The sequence below is a fragment of the Kitasatospora sp. NBC_00315 genome (assembly GCF_041435095.1).
GTDB lineage: Bacteria > Actinomycetota > Actinomycetes > Streptomycetales > Streptomycetaceae > Kitasatospora.
In genome coordinates this window covers 3,044,964-3,063,260 of record NZ_CP108025.1, presented here as the reverse complement: position 1 = coordinate 3,063,260, position 18,297 = coordinate 3,044,964, and the positions used below count along the sequence as shown (strand labels likewise).

The window sequence follows — 18,297 nt, the reverse complement described above, 5'->3', positions numbered from 1 at the left end:
GGGCGGACGCGCCGGGGAGCGCCGCCCCGAGTGACCCGGGAAGCGGGCGATCGTGAGACGCACGGCCGCCCGCACCCGTCCGCCGGGGCCAGTTGAAGCGATTCCGTCCGGAGCGGGTGAAGAAGGCGGCAGGACGTCCACCATGGAGGTCCGGCCCCCCTGAGCGGTTGCGCTCCGCACTCTGGCGCACACTCTCCCGTGCGGCTACGGTGTGTGACGGAGTGCTTGCGCTCGGGCGGCCGGCGGGGGACGGAGGCGTGGGATGGCGACGTAGAACGGCAAGCCCGGTGGGATCCGGCCAATCTGCGCCGTCGGCACACGAATCCTGGGGGAATCAGATGATTCGCCTGCCTTGCCCCGCAATGGCTGCCAGGCTGATGTGAGCGGTTGCCGCCCCCATCGGCGGCTCCTTCCGGGATGGGCCGGTACCGCTCGTCCGATGGTCCGCCGGTGCACCGGCCAGGCGCATCGGGACACCGCAGGACCGACCCCGCTCGAACGGCACGGCCGGACGCGTCCGTCCCACTCCGGCCGGCACCCCTCACCGGCCCGTTCGCGCAACGGTCACCGCACTCTCCGCCCAACGATCGAGAACCATCTCGGCACGGCACCATCCGCACCACGGCGCCATCCGCACCACCGCACCACCGCCCGTGCGCAGCGCACGGGCGGACCGCGAGAGGAGAACCCATGTCGCTCGACGTCTCACCGGCCCTCCTGGAGAAGGCCGAGCGGGGCGAGGTCGACGAGCGGGAATTCGTCGACTGCGTCCGCGTCTCCCTGCCGTACGCCTGGGAGCTGATCAGCTCGCTGGTCGCCCAGTTGAAGGTCGACGGCACCGACTTCGCCGACAACCACGTTCCGCCGCCCAGCGAGCAGGCCCGCGGCCAGCTGCTGCGCGCCCTGGCCAGTGACGCGATCCGGGGGGCCCTGCAGCGGCACTTCGGCGTCCAGCTGGCCTTCCAGAACTGCCACCGGGTCGCGGTGTTCGCGCCGTCGGACAACAACGTGGCCCGCTACCAGCGCTTCACGTCCGTCCGGGAGCAGCTGCTCAACCAGTCCGAGGAACTGCGCGACTGCTGATCCGCCGTCAGGCGGTACGCCGCAGCAGTGCGCGCGGACGGCCCGGGCCGCCCACGCATCCGCTCCGATCGCCCACCGGCGCCCGGAACGGCTGCGGGGCGGCCCGGGCCGTCCGCGCGCGCCCGCTCAGGACAGCTGCGGCAGCACCTCGGAGCCCAGCCGGGCGATGTTGTGCAGGGTCGCCTCCCGGTCGCCGCTGCCCTCGGCCAGCAGCGCGAAGCGGCGGATGCCGGTGCGCTCGGCCGTGGCGAGCAGCTTGTCGGCGCATTGGCGGGGTGTGCCCACCGCGTGGAGGTCGCAGAGCAGCGCCGTGTACTCGTGCGGGTCGCGCATCCGGCGCTCGCGGCCGTCCACCGTACGGTGCGCGCCGAGCCCGTACTCGAACCAGCCGGGCATCGAGCGCAGCAGCGTCGCCCGCGCCGTCGCCGTACCGTCCTCGACCTGGGCGACGCCCGCCGCGACGTGCTCCGCCTCGACCCGGGCGAGCTGCTCCTCGCCGCGGCCGCCGGCGCGCCAGGCGGTGCGGTAGAGCTCCAGCATCTGCTGCTTGTCCTCGTCCCCGGAGTGCATGCCGAGCAGCATCGGCAGGCCGCGCTCGGCGGCCAGCCGCACGCCGCCCGGCGAGGTGCAGGCGACCACGACCGGCGGGCCGGCCGGGCCCCGGCCGGCCGGGGCGTCACCCCGCTGGCGGGGGAGCCGGTGCGGGGGCCGGGGCGCGCCGGGCTCCAGGCCCAGCCAGGAGGAGAGCTCGGGCGGCCGGGCCGGCTCGCCCGCCCGCGGCACCACGGCCACCTCGGGAAAGGCGAACTGCGGTCCGTTCGCACCCACCCGGGCGTCGCGCAGCCAGCGCAGCAGCAGGTCCAGCCGCTCGGCGAAGCCCTGCTCGTAGGCCGGCAGGCCGCTGCCGAAGACGGTGAGGTCGATCCAGGGGCCGCCGCGCCCGACCCCCAGCGTGAAGCGCCCGCCGGAGGTGAGGTGCAGCAGCGCGGCCTGCTCCCCGAGGGCCACCGGGTGGGCCGTCGACAGCACGCTCACCGCCGTCCCGACGCCGATCCGCCGGGTCCGGCCGAGCAGCAGGGCGGCGAGCGTCGCGGCGTCGGGGCAGACCCCGTACGGCACGAAGTGGTGCTCCGCCAGCCAGACGCTGTCCAGCCCGGCCCGTTCGGCCGCCGTGGTGGCGCCGACGGTGCGATCCAGTACCTCGGCGTGGGTCTGGCCGGGGAACTGCGCGGACAGCAGGAAGGCGCCGACCCGGATCGCCTCGGTGGCCGACGGGTGGCTCCCGCCGCGCTCGGTCACGGGGGCCGGGCCGTAGGGCAGCCCGGCCGGGTGCGGCAGGCCGGCAAGGGCCGGGCCGGCCGGCCCGGGCGGCCGGACACCGATCGGCGGATGGGCCTCGGTACGGGCGCTGGTCTTGGTCATGGGCAGCCTCCTCGGGTGCGCGCAGGGTCTGCGGGCCCCGCCTTCTCCTCTTGTGAGTAACCCATGTCATGTGCCAATGGCACGCGGATCGACCAATTTCCCCGAAGATCGGGTGGATCTCCCCGGATTCACCCGGGTCGCGGGGGATGCCGTGGTAAGGCCGCGACAGGTCGGGTACGGCCCGTACCCTGGAAGGGTTTCCGAGCCCCCGTAGAGAGGTAGCCCGCCGTGTCTCCCCGCCGCAACCGGATCAGCAACCCCGACCGCGAGGAGCCCGGCCCGTCGCCGTTCGGCGGCTCGCTGCGGCGCACCGAGACCTACCGGGGCGAGGAGTGGGTGGTGCAGACCGTGGCGGGCACGGCCGGGCGCCACTACCGCTGCCCGGGGTGCGACCAGGAGATCCCGCCCGGCGTCGGCCACGTGGTGGCCTGGCCGGAGTTCGGCGCCGGGGTGGACGACCGGCGGCACTGGCACCGCGCCTGCTGGGGAGCGCGCGAACGGCGCACCTCCAACATCCAGCGCGGGCGCGGCGCCCCCCGCCACTGAGCGGTCCGGGGCGCCGCGCACCGTCCGGTCAGGCGTCCCGGCTCTTGAGCACCAGTGCTCCGCCGGCCAGCGCGGCCAGCGTCCAGCCCAGGCAGATGAGCAGCCCCGCCCACGGCCCGTACGGCTGGCCGCTCTGCTCGTACACCAGCAGCATCCGGGAGCCCGCGTAGTCGGGGAAGTAGTGCGCCAGCGTCTTGACCTTCGGCACCGCCGAGAGGATCGGCGAGAGCAGGAAGAAGAACGGCACCAGCACGCCGAGCGCCAGCGTCTGGTTGTGCAGCATCGCCGTGACGCCGGCCGAGAAGAGACAGATCATCGTCAGGTAGAGCGCGGCGCCGAACACCGCGCGCAGCACGTGCGGCTGGCCCAGGTCGGTGGAGTGGTCGCCGAGCAGCGCCTGGCCGAGGAAGAACGTGACGAAGGCGGTGACGAGCGCCACCAGGAACGCCAGTGCGCCGAGCACCACGGCCTTGCCGGCGAGCAGCGTCCCGCGCTGCGGCACGGCGGCCAGGGTGACCCGGATCATGCCGGTGCTGTACTCGTTGCCGACCGCCAGCACCCCGAAGACGATGATGGCCAGTTCGCCGAGCATGATGCCGGAGAAGGCGGTCCCGGTGGCGTCGAAGGGTGTGCTGTCGTTGCGGGTGAAGTCCTGGAAGTTGTTGTTGGTCAGCAGCGACAGCAGGGCGCCGAGGCCGACGGTCACCACGAAGGTCAGGGCCAGTGTCCAGACCGTGGAGCGGACACTGCGGATCTTCGTCCACTCGGAGTTCAGGATCGCGGGGAAGGACGCCATCTCAGTTCCTCTCCTTCGGCGCCGCGGCCGGGCGTCCCGCCCCGGCCGCCGGTGACTGCTGTGCTCCCTGCCAGCCGGCGCCCCAGCTGCCCGCCGCGCCGGCCGCGTCGGTCGGGCCCACCGCCCGGGCGGGCCCGGTGCCGCCCGCGTGGTACTCCACCGAGTCGGCGGTCATCTGCATGAACGCGGTCTCCAGCGAGGCCTGCTGGGGGCTCAGTTCGTGCAGCGTGACGCCGGCCGCGGCGGCCAGCTCGCCGAGCTCGGCGAGGTCGCCGTCCACCACTTCGTAGGAGCCCTCGGGCCCGCCCTCGGCGCGCAGTCCGGCGCCGGCGAGCGCGTCCAGCAGCCGCTCGGGGTGCGGGGTGCGCAGGCGTACGGCGGTACGGGAGTTCTGCCTGATGAACTCGGGCATCGAGAGGTTGGCCAGCAGCCGGCCCCGGCCGATCACCACCAGGTGGTCGGCGGTCACCGCCATCTCGCTCATCAGGTGCGAGGAGACGAAGACCGTGCGGCCCTCGGAGGCGAGGCGCTTCATCAGGTTGCGGATCCAGAGGATGCCCTCCGGGTCCAGCCCGTTGACGGGTTCGTCGAACATCACGATCTCGGGGTCGCCGAGCAGTGCGCAGGCGATGCCCAGACGCTGGCCCATCCCGAGCGAGAAGCCGCGCGAGCGCTTGCGGGCGACCGAGGTGAGGCCGACCAGGTCCAGCACCTCGCCGACCCGGGACGTCGGGATGCGGTTGCTCTGGGCCAGCCAGAGCAGGTGGTCGCGGGCGGTGCGCCCGGGGTGGACGGCCTTGGCCTCCAGCAGCGCGCCGATGTACTTCAGCGGTTCGCTGAGCTGGCCGTACCGCTTGCCGTCGAGGGTGACCGTGCCGCTGGTGGGCCGGTCGAGGTCGAGGATCATCCGCATGGTGGTGGACTTGCCGGCGCCGTTGGGGCCGAGGAAGCCGGTCACCACGCCCTCGGGTACCCGGAAGCTCAGCCGGTCGACGGCGAGGGTGTCGCCGTAGCGTTTTGTCAGCTCGTGCAGCTCGATCATTCGCGCTCCCTTGCTTTCGGTCAGATTATGGCAAATCAGACATAAGGATGCATCGGCCGCGCAGGGCCCGGATGCCACTACGGTGGGCCCCATGAACCGGCTTCCCACCGCCCCGGCCGTCCGTGAGAGCGGCACCGGCACCCCGCTCGTCCTGCTGCACGCCTTCCCGCTGGCCGCCTCGATGTGGAGCGCCCAATTGGACGGCCTACCCGGATCCGGCGGCGGCGACGCCCGCGTGCTGGCACCCGATCAGCGCGGCTTCGGCGGGACCGGGCTGGGCGACGACGATCCCTCGCTGGACCTCGTCGCGGACGACGTCGCGCTGCTGCTCGACGCCGCCGGGATCGACCGGGCCGTGGTCGGCGGCCTCTCCATGGGCGGGTACGTGGCGCTGGCCTTCGCCCGGCGCCACCCGGAGCGGCTCGCCGGGCTGCTGCTGGCCGACACCAAGGCCACCGCCGACACCGACGCCGCCCGCGCCAACCGCGAGCGGATCGCCACCGTCGTGCTGGCCCGCGACAGCGTCAGGCTGCTGGCCGACGAACGGATGGAGGACTCACTGCTCGGCCCGGACTCGGGCCACCTCGCCGAGCGGGTCAGGGGGATGATCGCCGAGTCCGCGCCGAAGGCCGTCGCCTGGGCCCAGCGGGCGATGGCGGCCCGCGGCGACACCCTCGACGTGCTGCCCGGCCTGGCCGTCCCGGCGGCCGTCGTGGTCGGCGCGCAGGACCGCGTCACCCCGCTCGCCGAGGCCGAGCTGATGGCCGGCGCCCTGCGGGACGCCGAACTGACCGTCATCCCGGGCGCGGGCCACCTCAGTGCGATCGAGGCTCCGGGGGCCTTCAACGCCGCGGTGCGCGCGCTGCTGGCCCGGGTGGACGGGGCGGCCCGATGAGTGAGGGCGTCCAGGGCGGCGAGAGCGGCCGCGGGAGCGACGGCAGAGCCGGGGCGGACGAGCCGCCGCACCCCCGCCCCGCCGACGGCGAGGCCGCCGTGTGGGATTTCTCCGCGCTGGAGGTCTCCGGACGGATGCCGGTCACCAACTGCGGCGAGAAGCTCACCGAACTGGTCCTCGAACCGCTCGGCGAGGACTACTGGCTGAAACCCGGTGAGACCTTCATCGTCACCTCCTACGGCGACCACGGGCTCGGCCACCCCTTCGAGGTGCAGTACTGGCCCGACTCGATCTCCGTCTGGTGCACCTCGTGGTTCGGGACCGTCTCCGACGACGAGGGCAACCAGCTGAGCAGCGGCCACCAGCGGCCGGACGGCGCCTACCCGATCTGACGGCGGCCGCCCGGGCCGGGCACGACGAGGGGGAGCCGGAGTCCTCCCGGCTCCCCCTCGTCGTGCGGTCGGACAGGTGATCAGCGGCCGAACGACACCGTGCCGGCCGGCAGCGTGTACCGGTCGACCCGGGTGGCGGCGTTGTTGGGGACGACCGCGCCGTTCGCGTAGCCGTCGACGCCGAAGTCGTTGTCGTTCACCAGGAACAGCTCGGCGGCGCCGTGACCGGCCGGGCGCAGTGCCACACCCTCCACCTTGCCGTTGGCCAGGCCCGCCGCGGCGGCGTCGAAGACCAGCCGCTTGGCACCCGGCACCACGCCGTCGGTGTCCGCCGGGGCGAGCTCCAGCGAGGGCGTCGTCGCCGGGTCGTCCCAGACACCGCCGAGCAGGTCGGTGGCTCCCCGCAGGTCGACCTCGAACAGCTTGGTGAAGGCGGTCGGGCGGTTGGCGTCGCGCTCCTCCACCAGCAGGCGGTCCGGACCCAGCCAGGTGATCGCCGAGGTGCTCCAGCCACCGTCGGTGGCGCTGTCGGCCTCCCGGACGTTGGCGAACTCGCCGGTGACGGCCGGGGTGCGGTGGCCGATGTCGATCCGGAAGATCCGCTGCACCCGGGACTTCTTCGCGGTCTTGGAGTCCGGGTTGGCGAGCGCGGTCTGCTGGGCGGCGTAGAGCGTCCGGCCGTCGGCCGAGACGGTCAGGCCCTCCAGGCCCTTGTTGTTCTTCTGCCTGGCCTCGACGGCCGGAAGGATCTTCAGCACCTCGGCGCCCGGCGCCTCGAAGGCCGAGCCGGCCGGCACCAGGACGCTCTGCAGCACACCGCGCGCGGAGAAGTGCAGGATCGAGGAGCCGTACTCGCTGCTGACCCAGAACGAGCCGTCGTGGGCCCGTACGAGGCCCTCGCTGTCCAGACCGTAGGGATCGTTGGGGAGCACGTTGCCGGCGGTGTCCACCGGGCGTTCGGCGGTCAGCGCGGCGGGCGGCAGGCCGGTCAGGAAGCGGGTCCCGGTGACCGGGTCCCTGCGGCCCTGGGGGACCTGCAGCGGGATCTGCTTGAGGATGTCGACCGAGCCGTCCTTGCGCAGCTTGATCTTCATGATCTGCGGCGTGTAGTCGGGCTTCAGGAAGATCTTGTCGGTGTCGGCGGGCGCGTCGGCGTTCGGACCGCGGTCGGTGACCGTCCAGAACACGTTGCCGGAGTCGTCGGCCGGGAAGAGGTCGCTGAAGCCGCCGAGCGAGAGGCCGGTGCCGCCGCCGAGCGGGGCCGGGTCGCGGTACGTCCAGGTGCCGTCGTGGACGGGGGCGGCGGTGGCCGCGCCGGCCGCGGTCGGGGCCAGTGCGACGGCCGCGGCGGCGGCGAGGGGGAGGAGGCGCGAGATTCGCATGAGCACAGATCCTCTGCCCGGCGACGGTGCACCAGGGGGCGCCGGACCGTCGGCCCGATGGCCACTGGGTGAACGGAACGCCCGTCCGCGTACGGGCAGGCCCGCTGACAGGACACTCCCGCCACCGCGGCGCCGGCCCCGCGGCGCCCGGTCGCCGGACACCTGGTCGCCGGAGACCCGGGAACAGCGCGGCGGGCCCCCGCCCCGGAAGGGGTGGGGGCCCGCCGGCGGCGTGTCAGCGCGACTGCTGGGCCGGCACGCCCAGGGCGTCGTCGGCCGGCAGCGTGGCGGCGGCCACGGCCGCGCCGGTCAGCGTGGCGAGCATCTCGCGCACGTTGGTCAGCTGCGCGTTGATGCTGTCGCGGCGGTTGGTGAGCGCCGCCAGCTCGCGCTCGGACTCGCTGCGGATCCGGTCGGCCTTGGCGTTCGCGTCGGCCACGATGTCCTCGGACTGGCGCTGGGCCGTCTCGACCGTCTGGCGGGCGCGGCGCTCGGCGTCGGTGCGGAGCTTCTCGGCCTCCAGGCGCAGCTGCTCCGCCCGGTGCTCGATCTCGGCGAGGCGCTTCTCGGCCTTGGCCTGACGGGCGGCCAGGTCGCGCTCGGACTGCTCGCGGCGCTTGGCCAGGTTGGTCTCGAACTCCAGCGCGGCCTGGGCGGCCTTGGTGCGGGTGTCCTCGAAGAGGGCGTCCGCCTCCTCGCGCTTGGTCTGCGCGTCCTTGTTCGCCTCGGCGCGCAGCTGGGCGCTGTCGCTCTTGGCCTTATCGACGATCCGCAGACCCTCGTCCTCGGCCTTGGCCTTGCGGTCCTTGGCGTAGTTCTCCGCCTCGGTGCGCACCTGCTGGGAGGCGGCCTCGGCCAGCTCGCGGTGCTGCTCGGCCGCACGGTGCGCCTCGTTGCGCAGGTCGGCGGCCTCCTCCTCGGCGAGGCGGAGGATCTTCTCCACCCGCGCGCCGAGCCCGGCGTACGAGGGCTCGGACTCGGTGACCGCGGCCTGCGCGCTCTGGGTCTCCAGGTGGAGCTCCTCGATGCGCTTCTCCAGCGCACCGATGCGGGTCAGGGCGCTGTCACGGTCGGCCACCAGCTTGGTGATCCGCTCGTCGACCTGGGCACGCTCGTACCCACGGCGCACCAGGTCGAAGCCGTGAGGGGAGTGACTGTCGCTCATGGGTTTCTGGGCTTCCTGTCGTCAGACCGCTGAGGTGGTTGAGGGAATCCTGACACGTTACCGGAGTGTCATCGGTGAAATGCCGATGCTTCGCGGACAATGACCGCTCAATCGGGTGGCGCGCCACCGGAGCGATTGCCACCCGAACGGGGAGCGCCCACTCCGGCACCGGCCTTGGGCGCCCCTTCGCGGCCTCCGGAGCCGCTGTTCTGCTTGCCCGGTCCCCCGTTGGCCGTACCCCCGCCGGCCCCGCCGCCGCTCGCCTGCGCGACCGGTGACGGCGCCTCGAAGGCCTCCAGGGCGGACAGCACGTCCTGCACCCTGGAGATCTCGGTGTTGATGTCCTTGCGACGCCGGACCAGCTCGTCCAGTTCGCGGCGGCCCTCGTCGGTGACCCGCTTCGCCTCGGTCCGGGCGTCGTCGAGCAGGCGCTCCGCCTCCTCGGCGGCCAGCGCGATCTGCTCGTCCGCGCTCTCGCCGGCCGCCCGCAGGCGCTTCTCGGCCTCCGCCGAGGCGGCCTCGATCTGCTCCTCGGCCTCCTCCTGGGCGGCGGCGAGCTTGGCCTCGGCCTTGGCGATCAGGGCCTCGGCGCGGTCGGTGGAGTCGGCGAGCTTCTGCTCGGCGCCCTTCAGCAGCCCCTCGGCCTTGCGGACCGCCGAGATCCGGACCTTGCTGGCCTCCGCGGAAGCCTCCGACGACAGCTCGGCCGCCCGCTCCTCGGCGGCGGCGACCAGCGCCGCGGCCCGCTCCTCGGCCTCGGTGACGGCCGCCAGGGCCAGCTCCTCGGCCTCGGTCAGCTGCTCCTGGGCCGCCGTCACCAGTGCGTCCACCCGCTCGCCGGCCGACTTCATGGCCTGCGCGTTCTCCTTGCGGGCCCGCTCGTGCAGTGCCTCGACCTCGGAGTCGGTGCGCTCGCGCAGTTCCTCGGCGCGCTCGCGGACGGCGGTGGCGTCCCGGCGGGCCTCGGAGAGCAGCGCGTCCGCGTCGGCGCGGGCCCGCTCGACCTCGGCCTGTCCGGCCGCCTCGCCCACCGCGACCAGCCGGTCGGACTCCTTGCGCGCCGCCGCGACCATCGCGTCGGCCTGCTCCTCGGCCGCGGCGGTGGTGGCCAGCGCCGTCGCCCGGGCGTCCTCGCCGAGCGACTCGGCGTCCGCGAAGGCCTTCTCCAGAACGGACTTCGCCCGCTCGCGGGTCGCCCGGTCGAACTGCTCGGCCTGCTCGCGCACGTCCCGGTCGTACCCCTCGGCACGGGCCCGGGTGGCGCCGTCGTAGTCGTCCGCCAGCGACCGGGTCGCCAGGGCGTACTCCTCGGCCTCGGAGCGCAGACCGGCCGCGAGCTCCTCCACCTCGGCGATCGTGGCGGCGGCCCGCTCCTCGGCGTCCACCAGCGTGCGCCGGGCGAGCGCGTCGCTCTCGGAGCGCTGCCGCTCGGCGGCCTCCCGGGCCCCCCGCAGTTCGGCCTCGGCCTCGGCGCGAAGCCGCCCGTCGTACGCCTGCGCCTCGGCGCGCAGCCGGCCGAGCTCGGCCTCGGTGGCCTCGCGCTCGGCGCTCGTCTCCAGCCCGGTGCGCTCGCGCAGCTCCTCGGCCTCGGCGGTGGCGGCGGCCCGCAGCGCGGCGCTCTCGCGCTCGGCGATGGCCCGCAGTTCGGCGCTCTCGCGCCCGGCGACGTCGCGCAGTTCGGTGCTCTCCAGCGCGGCCAGTTCCCTGACCTCGGCGGCCTCGCGCTCGGCGGTCGACAGCAGCTCGGCGACCTGCTGGGAGGCCGACTCGTGCATGCCCGCGACGGACTGGCGGACCTCGGCGGCCTGGTCCTCCGCCTCGGAGACCAGGGCGGCGGCCCGGCGGGCGGCGTCCGCGGTCAGCTCCTCGGCCTCGGCCGTGGCGCGGTCCAGCCGGCCGGCGGCCTCGGTCCTGGTGGCCTCGGCGGCTGCCGACGACTCGGCGGCGAGCGCGGCGGCACGTTCCTGTGCCTCCCCGAGCTCCTGCTCGGCGGCGCTCCGGGCGGCCTCGGCGTCCGCCACGGCCGCGGCCGCGATCTCGGCGGCCTGCTCCTTCGCGGCGGCCAGTGCCTGCGCGGCCTCCTGCCGGAGGGTCTGAGCGGCGTTCCGCGCGGCGGCCAGCTGCTCCTGGGCGGCGGCCTCGGCGGCCGCCGACTGCTCGGCGGCCTCGGTGCGCAGCCGGCCGGCCTCGGCCTCGGCGGCCTCCCGGAGGGCGGCGGCCTCGGCGGCGGTGCGCTCGGCCAGTTCGGCGGCGACGGCCTCCGCCCGCTCGTGGGCGGCCTGGGCGGCGGCCAGCTCCTCGGCGGTCCGCTCCTGTTCGAGCCGCAGGCCGACGGCGGCCTCCTCGTACGCCCGGCGGCTCTCCTCGCGCAGGGCGTCGGCGGCCGCCTCGGCCTCCCCGCGCAGGCGGGCCAGTTCGGCGTCGGTCTCGGCCCGCAGTCGCCCGGCGTCGGCGTCCGCGTTCTCCCGGACGGCCTGCGCGGTGGCCTGTGCCTCGGCCCGGAGCGCGCTCGCGGCGGCCTCGGCCTCGGCCCGCACCCGCTGGTCGAACTCGGTGGCCTCGCGCCGCAGTTCGCCGGTCTCACGCTCGGCGGCCGCCCGGTTCTCCGCGGCGGCGGCCTTGGCGGCGGCCACCGCGTCCCGGTGCTGCTGCTCGGCGGCGGCGTTGAGCTTCTCGGCCTCGGCGCGGGCCCGGGTGAGCGTCTGCTCGGCGCGGCCCTGCGTCTCGGCGGCCTGCTCCTTGGCCTGCGTCCGCAGCCGTTCGACCTCGCCGGCCGCGCCGGCGCGCAGCTCGTCCGCGTCGGTCTTGGCACGGGTGAGGAGCTCCTCGGCGTTCTTCGCCGACTCCTCGATCTGCAGTACGGCCTGGCGGCGGGCCTCGCCGCGGACCCGCTCGGCCTCGGCCGCGGCGTGGGCGCGCAGCTCCTCGGCCTCCGCGCGCATCCGGGCGGCCTCGTCCTGCATCTGCTGGACCCGCTCGCGGATGCCGGCGGCGTCGTCGAGGGCGGCGTTCTGGGCCTGCTCGACAGCGGCCCGGGCCTGCTCGCGGAGCAGCTCGGCCTCGGCGGCGGCCGAGGACAGAATCCGCTCGGCCTCGGCGGCGGCCTCGCCCCGGGCGGTCTCGGCGTCCTGGTCGGCGCGGCCGAGGACCTCCTCGGCGGTCTTGGCGGCCTTGGCGAGGTGCACGGTGGCGTCCTTGGCGCCCTCGGCCCGGCCCGCCTCCTGCGCCTCGCGGCGCAGCTGCTCGGCCCCGGTCTCGGCCTGGGCCCGCAGGTCGGCGGCCTCGCGCTCGGCGCCGGCCCGCAGCTCGGCGATGGCGGCCTCGGCCTCCTCGCGGAGCTGGGTCGCCACACTCTGGGCGGCGCCGCGCAGCCGCTCGCTCTCCTCGGCGGCGGCGGCCCTGGCCGCCTCCGCCTCGGCCTTGGCGGTGGCCGCCTCGGCCTTGATCCGCTCGGTCTCCCTGGTGGCGTTGGCGACCATCCGGGCGATCTCGGCCCGGGCGGTCTGCGAGCGCTGCTCGCTGGCGGCCTCACCACCGGCGACCAGCCGCTCGGCGGCCGCCTCGGCGTCGGCCTGGAGCTGCTCGGCGGCCTGCTCGGCCCGGGCGCGCAGCTCGACCGCCTCCTGGCGGGCCCGCTCGGCCTCGGCCAGGGCCTCGGCACGCAGCCGCTCTATCTCGGCCTGGGCCTGGGCCAGCGCCTCGGCCGCGCGGGCCTGGTCGGCGACGACCTGCTGCTTGAGCCGGCCGATCTCGGCCTGCGCGGCGGCCAGCTGCTGCTCGGCGGCGGCCTGGGCGCCGGCGAGCTGCTGCTGAGCCTCGTTGGCGGCGGTGCCGCGCATCTCCTCGGCCTGCGCGCTGGCCTGCTGGGCATGCTCGGAGGCGGCGCGCAGCAGGCGTTCGGCGTCGGTCTGCGCGCGGTGCAGCGCGGCCTCGGCGGCGGCCTGGGCCTCACCGCGGGCGGCGTCCACATCGGCGGCGGTCTGCGCCCGGGCGTGGTCGGAGAGCGCGACGGCCTCGGCGCGGGCGGCGGCGATCAGCCGGTCGGCCTCGGCGCGCGACTCCTGCAACAGGCGCTGGGCCTCCTGCTCGGTGCCCGCCCTGGTCTGCTCGGCCCAGGAGACGTTCTCGTTGACGTGCCGCTCGGCGCTGCGGCGCAGCTCGGTGAGCTCGGCGTCGAGCTGGCGGCGGCGGTCGGCGAGCTCGGCCTCCAGCCGCGCGGTGCGGTCGGCGGCCTCGGCCATCAGCCGCTGGGTGGCCGCCTGGGACTCGCGCAGCTGGCGTTCGGCGTCCGCGCGCAGCTGCTGGGCCTGCATCTCGGCGTTGCGCAGGAGCTGCTCGGCCTGGCCGGAGGCGGAGTCGAAGGCGCGCGGCTGAGAGAGCTGCCGACGGGATTCGTGCAGCTTGGCCCGGAGCACCTCCACCTGGTAGGCGAGGTCCTCGGCATGCTCGACGGCCTTGTCCCGCTCCTTGCGAGTCCGATCCATGTCGGCCTCGAACTGGGAGAGGTGATCGTCAGCCTCGTAGCGGTCGTAGCCCCGCACTCCGCGGTCCCATCCATCTCCTGGTCGCGTCCTCGACCCGGCCGTCCGGTTGCCCGATGGTGTCCGGGGTCCGGTCCGACTGGTCCTTGCATCCGCGGCCGGTGGACGCCCCCTGTCGTGCTGGGGTCGTCCGCCACGGTCGGAGTCCTGGCCGATGGCGCGCGGTGCTTCCGCGCTCCGCCGTCCGGGTGGACTCCTGGGCGAACTCCTGCCTGTGGGGAATGGTGACAGATCCGGGCCGCGACCGTCCGGTCGCGCCCGCGTCGTGGACTCCCCCGGCCACGCGACAGACCGGTGGTCGACCGGCCTGACCCGCTTTCGGCCGTGCCCGGCAGACCTCGTCCTCCCCGAAGTCTTCGCGCACCTGGGCATTGTAGTGGTCGCGCACGTCGGGGGAATGGCCACGTCCGCCTTTTCCGGCCGACCGGCCACGTTACCGGCCGGTCACCCCGGTGTCCGGGGACGGTCCGGCGGCGCCGTGGCGGGCGCCGCCGAGGGCCCGGCTCAGTGCCCGGTGGCGGCCGAGGTGACCAGCTCGGTCAGCACGCCGCCGCAGTCCTTCGGGTGCAGAAAGGTGATCCGCGAGCCCATCGAGCCGATCCGCGGCTCCTCGTACAGCACCCGGACGCCCTTGTCCCGGATGTCGGCGGAGTCCGCGTCGACGTCCGCGGTGCCGAAGGCGATGTGGTGCACGCCCTCGCCGTTCTTGGCCAGCCACTTGGCGACCGTCGAGTCCTCCCGGGTGGGCTCCAGCAGCTGCAGGTAGGACGCGCCGCCGTCGCCGGTGTCGTTGATCTTCAGCATCGCCTCGCGCACCCCCTGCTCCTCGTTGACCTCACTGTGGAACACCTCGAAGCCGTACGTGGCGCGGTAGAACTCGACCGTCTTGTCGAGGTCGAAGCAGGCGATGCCGATGTGGTCGATGCGGGTCAGCACTGCGGGCCTCCAGGGCGGGGCGGAAGGGTGGTGGGACGGGTCAGCTCCCACAGTGCAGCGCATCCGCCCCACCGGCGCCAGGGTGGCGCGTGCGAGCCTGCTCACAGTCCGGTTCGGCACCTCGCCGTGCCCGGCCGGGACGGTCGGTCGGCGGTGGTCCGGCCGGGCCGGGCCGACACGGTGTCGACCGGACAGTGCCAGTGCCCCTGATCACACCTTCGGTCCGGTGACGGAGGGCTTACGGGTCAGTACATTGAGCGCAATCCTCAGACCTGGCCACGACGTGCGAAGGGGCCCGTCCCATGACCAACACCACCTCTGTGATCGTTGCAGGTGCCCGTACCCCGATGGGCCGGCTGCTCGGCTCGCTCAAGGGCTTCTCCGGCGCCGACCTCGGCGGGTTCGCGATCAAGGCGGCCGTCGAGCGGGCCGGCATCACGGGCGAGCAGGTCCAGTACGTGATCATGGGCCAGGTGCTGCAGGCCGGCGCCGGCCAGATCCCCGCCCGTCAGGCCGCGGTCAAGGCCGGCATCCCGATGAACGTCCCGGCGCTGACCATCAACAAGGTCTGTCTCTCCGGTCTGGACGCCATCGCGCTCGCCGACCAGCTGATCCGCGCCGGCGAGTTCGACATCGTGGTGGCCGGCGGCCAGGAGTCGATGACCAACGCCCCGCACCTGCTGCCCAAGTCCCGCGAGGGGTACAAGTACGGCGCGATCGAGATGCTCGACGCGATGGCGTACGACGGCCTCACCGACGCCTTCGAGAACATCCCGATGGGCGAGTCGACCGAGAAGCACAACACCCGCCTCGGCATCCCGCGCGACGTCCAGGACGAGATCGCGGCCCGGTCCCACCAGCGGGCCGCCGCCGCCCAGAAGAACGGCGTCTTCGACGCCGAGATCGTCCCGGTCGAGATCCCCCAGCGCAGGGGCGAGCCGGTCGTTCTCAGCCAGGACGAGGGCATCCGGGCCGAGACCACCGCCGAGACCCTGGGCAAGCTGCGCCCCGCCTTCACCCGCGACGGCACGATCACCGCCGGCACCTCCTCGCAGATCTCCGACGGCGCCGCCGCGGTGGTCGTGATGAGCCGGGCCAAGGCCGAGGAGCTGGGCCTGAGCTGGATCGCCGAGATCGGCGCCCACGGCAACGTGGCGGGCCCGGACAACTCGCTGCAGTCGCAGCCGTCCAACGCGATCCTGCACGCGGTCGCCAAGGAGGGCATCGCCGTCGGCGACCTCGACCTGATCGAGATCAACGAGGCCTTCGCCGCCGTCGCGTACCAGTCGATGAAGGACCTCGGGGTCACCGAGGAGAAGGTCAACGTCAACGGCGGCGCCATCGCGCTCGGCCACCCGATCGGGATGTCCGGCGCCCGCGTGGTGCTGCACCTCGCGCTGGAGCTGCAGCGGCGCGGCGGCGGCACCGGCGCGGCCGCGCTGTGCGGCGGCGGCGGGCAGGGCGACGCGCTGATCGTCCGAGTCCCCCGCGAGCAGGGCTCCGGCGGCGCCTGACCGGGCGCGAGAGCCTGACGTAGCCTCTGGGCTGCGGACCGGACACCCACCGGTCCGCAGCCCACCCGTCTTCGGCGGCGAGACCCGCAGCCCGATCGAGGAGTGCCCTGATGGTCGATGTCCCGACGCTGGTCGAGCAGGCCCGGGCAGGCCGCCCGCGCGCGGTGGCCCGGCTGATCTCGCTGGTCGAGAACGCCGCCCCGCAGCTGCGCGAGGCGATGGCCGCGCTCGCCCCGTACACCGGGCAGGCGTACACCGTGGGGCTGACGGGTTCGCCCGGTGTCGGCAAGTCCACCTCGACCTCGGCGCTCGTCTCGGCCTACCGCCGGCTCGGCAGGCGGGTCGGGGTGCTGGCCGTGGACCCGTCCTCGCCGTTCTCGGGCGGCGCGCTGCTCGGCGACCGGGTCCGGATGCAGGAGCACGCCACCGACCCGGAGGTCTTCATCCGCTCGATGGCCACCCGCGGCCACCTCGGCGGGCTCTCCTGGACCGCCCCGCAGGCGCTGCGCGTGCTGGACGCGGCCGGGTGCGAGGTGATCCTGGTCGAGACGGTCGGGGTCGGGCAGTCCGAGGTGGAGATCGCGGCGCAGGCGGACACCACCGTCGTCCTGCTGGCCCCCGGCATGGGCGACGGCATCCAGGCGGCGAAGGCCGGGATCCTGGAGATCGGCGACGTCTTCGTGGTCAACAAGGCCGACCGGGACGGCGCCGACGCGACCGCCCGGGAGCTCAACCACATGCTGGGTCTCGGCGAGGCCCGGGACGCCGGTGCCTGGCGCCCGCCGATCGTCAAGACCGTCGCGGCCCGCGGCGAGGGGATCGACGAACTGGTCGAGACCCTGGAGAAGCACCGCGCCTGGCTGGCCGAACACGGCGAACTCGCCGTCCGCCGCCGCCGCCGGGCCGCCGACGAGATCGAGGCCATCGCCCTGGCCGCGCTGCGGGCCCGGATCGGCGACCTGCACGGCGACAGCCGGCTGGACGCGCTGGCCCAGCGGGTGGTGGCAGGCGAGCTCGACCCGTACGGCGCCGCCGACCAGCTGGTCACCGGGCTCACCGGCGCCTGACGGGGGCTCGCGGTTCGTCGGGGAACGTCGCCCCCGTCGGTGCCCGCAGCCCGGTCGGCCGGGGGCTCAGGCGCGTCCGCGCAGGTCGCGCAGGTGTTCCGCGACAGGGCCCAGCGCCGCGTACAGGGCGTCGATCTGGTCCGGGGTGAGGCGGTCGATGAAGTGGGAGCGGACGCTGCGGACGTGGTCGGGGGCGACCTTCTGCATGGTCTCCCAGCCCTGGTCGGTGAGGTGGGCGTAGAGGCCGCGGCGGTCGCCCGGACAGTCCTGGCGCAGGACCAGGCCGGCGCTCTCCATCCGGGTGATCTGGTGCGAGAGGCGGCTCTTGGACTGCAGGGTGGCGGTGGCGAGGTCGGTCATCCGCATCCGCCGTTCGGGAGCCTCGGAGAGCACGACCAGGATCTCGTAGTCGTTGATGGCCAGGCCGTGCGGCTGGAGCTCGCGCCCGAGCTGGTAGTCGAGCAGCTTGCTGACCTCGAGGTGGGCACGCCAGAGCTGCTGCTCCCGGGCGGTGAGCCAGGGCGTCTCCTCCTCCGGCCGGGCGGGCTGGGAGGAGGAGACGTCTGCGGCAGGGGGAGTGTGCGTGTCCATGCGGACAGCATATCCCCCATTGTTAAATGTTGTACAAAGCTAGAGGCCGAACCGCCGTCCGAGATCACCCAGATTACCCAGACCCGGGATGTTCACGTTCGGAAGCTGCTGCGCCCCGCCGGCGGCCTGCTGGTGCGGCACACCGGAGCCGGGCACGCCCGCCTCGGCGTGCACCTGGCCCACCGAGCGGTCCGCCATCAGCACCTCGGTCGACTGCAGCAGCACCTGGCCGGCGCCGATGAACTCGAACTGGTGCTCCTCGCCGGAGGCGCCGCCCACGCCGGTCAGCCTGCGCAGGCCGCCGATCAGGCCGTGCATGTACGCCTCGTCGTAGTGGTGGCAGGGTGCGGGGCAGTCCGCCCAGCCGACCAGCGCCTGCGGGTCGACCCGGATCGGCGGCTCGACGAAGTGCACCGGGCCGTTGGAGGCCGCCACGAACTTGCCGGTGCCGATCAGGGTCAGGAACCCCGGGATGATCGACTGCTTCAGCTGCAGGGTCGGCTCGAACGCCAGCAGGTTGCCGGAGCGCACCGTCAGGTTGCCGGCCTCCAGGTCGTAGGAGTTGAGGTCGAAGGCCCGGTCGGCCAGCAGCATCTTGCCGCGGCCCTCGGCCACCACCCAGTCCGAGGCGTGCAGCGGTGAGTTGAAGTGCCGTCCGAGCATCCGGTCGAGCGCGCCCGCGCCGACGCCCTTGAAGGAGACGTCGCCGTAGTAGGCGATCATCTTGCCCTTCTGCAGGAAGTACGACCCGTTGAGGTCGACCGAGAAGGTGTACGGGTTGACGTTGTCGTTGACGGGCAGGCTGTGCACGTCGTGCACCACCGGGCCCGAGCCGTCCTGCGCCTTCGGCAGCGGGGCCTGCGCACCGCCGAACTGCTCCTGCGCGTACTGCTGCTGCTGCTGGGGCGGGTAGCCCTGCTGCGGC

At 74.3% G+C, this 18,297-nt stretch carries 15 protein-coding genes; 6 read left to right on the top strand and 9 right to left on the bottom strand.

Annotation, left to right across the window (positions count from 1 at the left end):
* The first annotated feature begins 690 nt into the window (after positions 1 to 690).
* Complete coding sequence (locus tag OG823_RS12190) at positions 691 to 1,083, top strand: SCO5389 family protein (protein ID WP_371479505.1); 393 nt, start codon at positions 691 to 693, stop codon at positions 1,081 to 1,083.
* A gap of 126 nt (positions 1,084 to 1,209) precedes the next feature.
* Here OG823_RS12190 and OG823_RS12185 read toward each other — a convergent pair whose 3' ends face one another.
* The gene (locus OG823_RS12185; protein ID WP_371484441.1) at positions 1,210 to 2,340 is read right to left on the bottom strand and encodes an LLM class flavin-dependent oxidoreductase; all 1,131 of its coding nucleotides are present in this window, start codon (positions 2,338 to 2,340) and stop codon (positions 1,210 to 1,212) included.
* Between the two features lie 393 nt (positions 2,341 to 2,733).
* On the opposite strand from OG823_RS12185, the gene OG823_RS12180 reads away from it, so the two are divergent.
* The gene (locus OG823_RS12180) at positions 2,734 to 3,051 is read left to right on the top strand and encodes an ATP/GTP-binding protein (protein WP_371479504.1); all 318 of its coding nucleotides are present in this window, start codon (positions 2,734 to 2,736) and stop codon (positions 3,049 to 3,051) included.
* Between the two features lie 28 nt (positions 3,052 to 3,079).
* On the opposite strand, the gene OG823_RS12175 is transcribed toward OG823_RS12180, so the two are convergent.
* Both OG823_RS12175 and OG823_RS12170 read right to left on the bottom strand, forming a co-directional pair.
* Positions 3,080 to 3,847: an ABC transporter permease subunit gene (locus OG823_RS12175; RefSeq protein WP_371479503.1), complete on the bottom strand. Its 768-nt coding sequence runs from the start codon at positions 3,845 to 3,847 to the stop codon at positions 3,080 to 3,082.
* A gap of 1 nt (position 3,848) precedes the next feature.
* Entirely contained in the window at positions 3,849 to 4,889 is a 1,041-nt protein-coding gene (locus OG823_RS12170; RefSeq protein ID WP_371479502.1) for an ABC transporter ATP-binding protein, read from the bottom strand.
* A gap of 91 nt (positions 4,890 to 4,980) precedes the next feature.
* Between OG823_RS12170 and OG823_RS12165 the strand changes: the two genes are divergently transcribed.
* Together OG823_RS12165 and OG823_RS12160 are read left to right on the top strand one after the other, a co-directional pair.
* Positions 4,981 to 5,784 carry an alpha/beta fold hydrolase gene (locus tag OG823_RS12165; protein WP_371479501.1) on the top strand — a complete coding sequence of 268 codons (804 nt, stop codon included), beginning with the start codon at positions 4,981 to 4,983 and terminating at the stop codon, positions 5,782 to 5,784.
* The gene (locus OG823_RS12160) at positions 5,781 to 6,176 is read left to right on the top strand and encodes a hypothetical protein (RefSeq protein ID WP_371479500.1); all 396 of its coding nucleotides are present in this window, start codon (positions 5,781 to 5,783) and stop codon (positions 6,174 to 6,176) included. Before OG823_RS12165 ends, OG823_RS12160 begins: the two co-directional genes overlap by 4 nt.
* An 80-nt stretch (positions 6,177 to 6,256) precedes the next feature.
* On the opposite strand, the gene OG823_RS12155 is transcribed toward OG823_RS12160, so the two are convergent.
* From OG823_RS12155 to mce, 4 genes are all read right to left on the bottom strand, one after another.
* A complete protein-coding gene (locus OG823_RS12155; RefSeq protein ID WP_371479498.1) occupies positions 6,257 to 7,558 on the bottom strand; it encodes an esterase-like activity of phytase family protein in 1,302 nt (433 codons plus the stop codon).
* 235 nt (positions 7,559 to 7,793) lie between these two features.
* Positions 7,794 to 8,723, bottom strand: coding sequence for a cellulose-binding protein (locus OG823_RS12150; RefSeq protein ID WP_371479497.1), 930 nt, complete (start codon positions 8,721 to 8,723; stop codon positions 7,794 to 7,796).
* Positions 8,724 to 8,830: 107 nt separating this feature from the next.
* Positions 8,831 to 13,264 (bottom strand): hypothetical protein, encoded by a 4,434-nt coding sequence (locus OG823_RS12145; protein ID WP_371479496.1) that lies wholly within the window; start codon positions 13,262 to 13,264, stop codon positions 8,831 to 8,833.
* 504 nt (positions 13,265 to 13,768) lie between these two features.
* Positions 13,769 to 14,200, bottom strand: a complete 432-nt coding sequence (mce, locus tag OG823_RS12140; RefSeq protein ID WP_371479495.1) for a methylmalonyl-CoA epimerase — start codon at positions 14,198 to 14,200, stop codon at positions 13,769 to 13,771.
* Positions 14,201 to 14,502: 302 nt separating this feature from the next.
* Between mce and OG823_RS12135 the strand changes: the two genes are divergently transcribed.
* Both OG823_RS12135 and meaB read left to right on the top strand, forming a co-directional pair.
* Entirely contained in the window at positions 14,503 to 15,714 is a 1,212-nt protein-coding gene (locus OG823_RS12135) for an acetyl-CoA C-acetyltransferase (RefSeq protein ID WP_371479494.1), read from the top strand.
* A gap of 110 nt (positions 15,715 to 15,824) precedes the next feature.
* Positions 15,825 to 16,781, top strand: a complete 957-nt coding sequence (gene meaB, locus OG823_RS12130) for a methylmalonyl Co-A mutase-associated GTPase MeaB (protein WP_371479493.1) — start codon at positions 15,825 to 15,827, stop codon at positions 16,779 to 16,781.
* Between the two features lie 66 nt (positions 16,782 to 16,847).
* Here meaB and OG823_RS12125 read toward each other — a convergent pair whose 3' ends face one another.
* Together OG823_RS12125 and OG823_RS12120 are read right to left on the bottom strand one after the other, a co-directional pair.
* Entirely contained in the window at positions 16,848 to 17,372 is a 525-nt protein-coding gene (locus OG823_RS12125; protein WP_371479492.1) for a MarR family winged helix-turn-helix transcriptional regulator, read from the bottom strand.
* Between the two features lie 39 nt (positions 17,373 to 17,411).
* Positions 17,412 to 18,224 (bottom strand): AIM24 family protein, encoded by an 813-nt coding sequence (locus tag OG823_RS12120; RefSeq protein ID WP_371484440.1) that lies wholly within the window; start codon positions 18,222 to 18,224, stop codon positions 17,412 to 17,414.
* Positions 18,225 to 18,297: the final 73 nt, after the last annotated feature.

Coding starts and splice junctions, on each gene's coding strand:
- OG823_RS12190 (WP_371479505.1), top strand. CDS start 691: ATGTCGCTCGACGTCTCACCGGCCCTCCTGGAGAAGGCCGAGCGGGGC.
- OG823_RS12175 (WP_371479503.1), bottom strand. CDS start 3,847: ATGGCGTCCTTCCCCGCGATCCTGAACTCCGAGTGGACGAAGATCCGC.
- OG823_RS12170 (WP_371479502.1), bottom strand. CDS start 4,889: ATGATCGAGCTGCACGAGCTGACAAAACGCTACGGCGACACCCTCGCC.
- OG823_RS12165 (WP_371479501.1), top strand. CDS start 4,981: ATGAACCGGCTTCCCACCGCCCCGGCCGTCCGTGAGAGCGGCACCGGC.
- OG823_RS12160 (WP_371479500.1), top strand. CDS start 5,781: ATGAGTGAGGGCGTCCAGGGCGGCGAGAGCGGCCGCGGGAGCGACGGC.
- OG823_RS12155 (WP_371479498.1), bottom strand. CDS start 7,558: ATGCGAATCTCGCGCCTCCTCCCCCTCGCCGCCGCCGCGGCCGTCGCA.
- OG823_RS12150 (WP_371479497.1), bottom strand. CDS start 8,723: ATGAGCGACAGTCACTCCCCTCACGGCTTCGACCTGGTGCGCCGTGGG.
- OG823_RS12135 (WP_371479494.1), top strand. CDS start 14,503: ATGACCAACACCACCTCTGTGATCGTTGCAGGTGCCCGTACCCCGATG.
- meaB (WP_371479493.1), top strand. CDS start 15,825: ATGGTCGATGTCCCGACGCTGGTCGAGCAGGCCCGGGCAGGCCGCCCG.
- OG823_RS12125 (WP_371479492.1), bottom strand. CDS start 17,372: ATGGACACGCACACTCCCCCTGCCGCAGACGTCTCCTCCTCCCAGCCC.